Annotated in this window: 1 tRNA gene; it reads left to right on the top strand. The window is 43.1% G+C overall.

Annotated features, from left to right (window positions below):
- The first annotated feature begins 180 nt into the window (after window positions 1-180).
- A tRNA-Leu gene (locus CWB60_RS20360) sits at window positions 181-265 on the top strand.
- Window positions 266-320 lie beyond the last annotated feature (55 nt).

Genomic DNA, 320 nt, shown 5'->3' with positions numbered 1-320 from the left:
AAGCCCCCTCGGTCTCAAAATGGCATTCCCAGGTTCAAATCCTGGTATCCCAGCCAATTTCTTCTACCAAAGAAATTGCATATAAAGAATGACAATATGCGGGAGTATCGGAATTGGCAGTAGTCTTGAATTAGACGCTGGATTTAGGTTCCAATACATTAACACCTGTGTATGTTAAATGCGGGAGTGGCGGAATTGGTAGACGCGCTGGATTTAGGTTCCAGTATCTTAGGATGTGAGAGTTCAAGTCTCTCCTTCCGCACCATGTTCTTATCTAGAACTAAAACTATTCCAAATTTAGCGTTGGGATATCGCCAAGC

Origin of the sequence: Pseudoalteromonas sp. S327 (assembly GCF_005886415.1) — a bacterium.
GTDB classification, from domain to species: Bacteria; Pseudomonadota; Gammaproteobacteria; order Enterobacterales; family Alteromonadaceae; genus Pseudoalteromonas; species Pseudoalteromonas atlantica.
The sequence above is the reverse complement of the archived record's forward strand: the minus strand, read 5'-3'. Positions and strand labels throughout refer to the sequence as shown.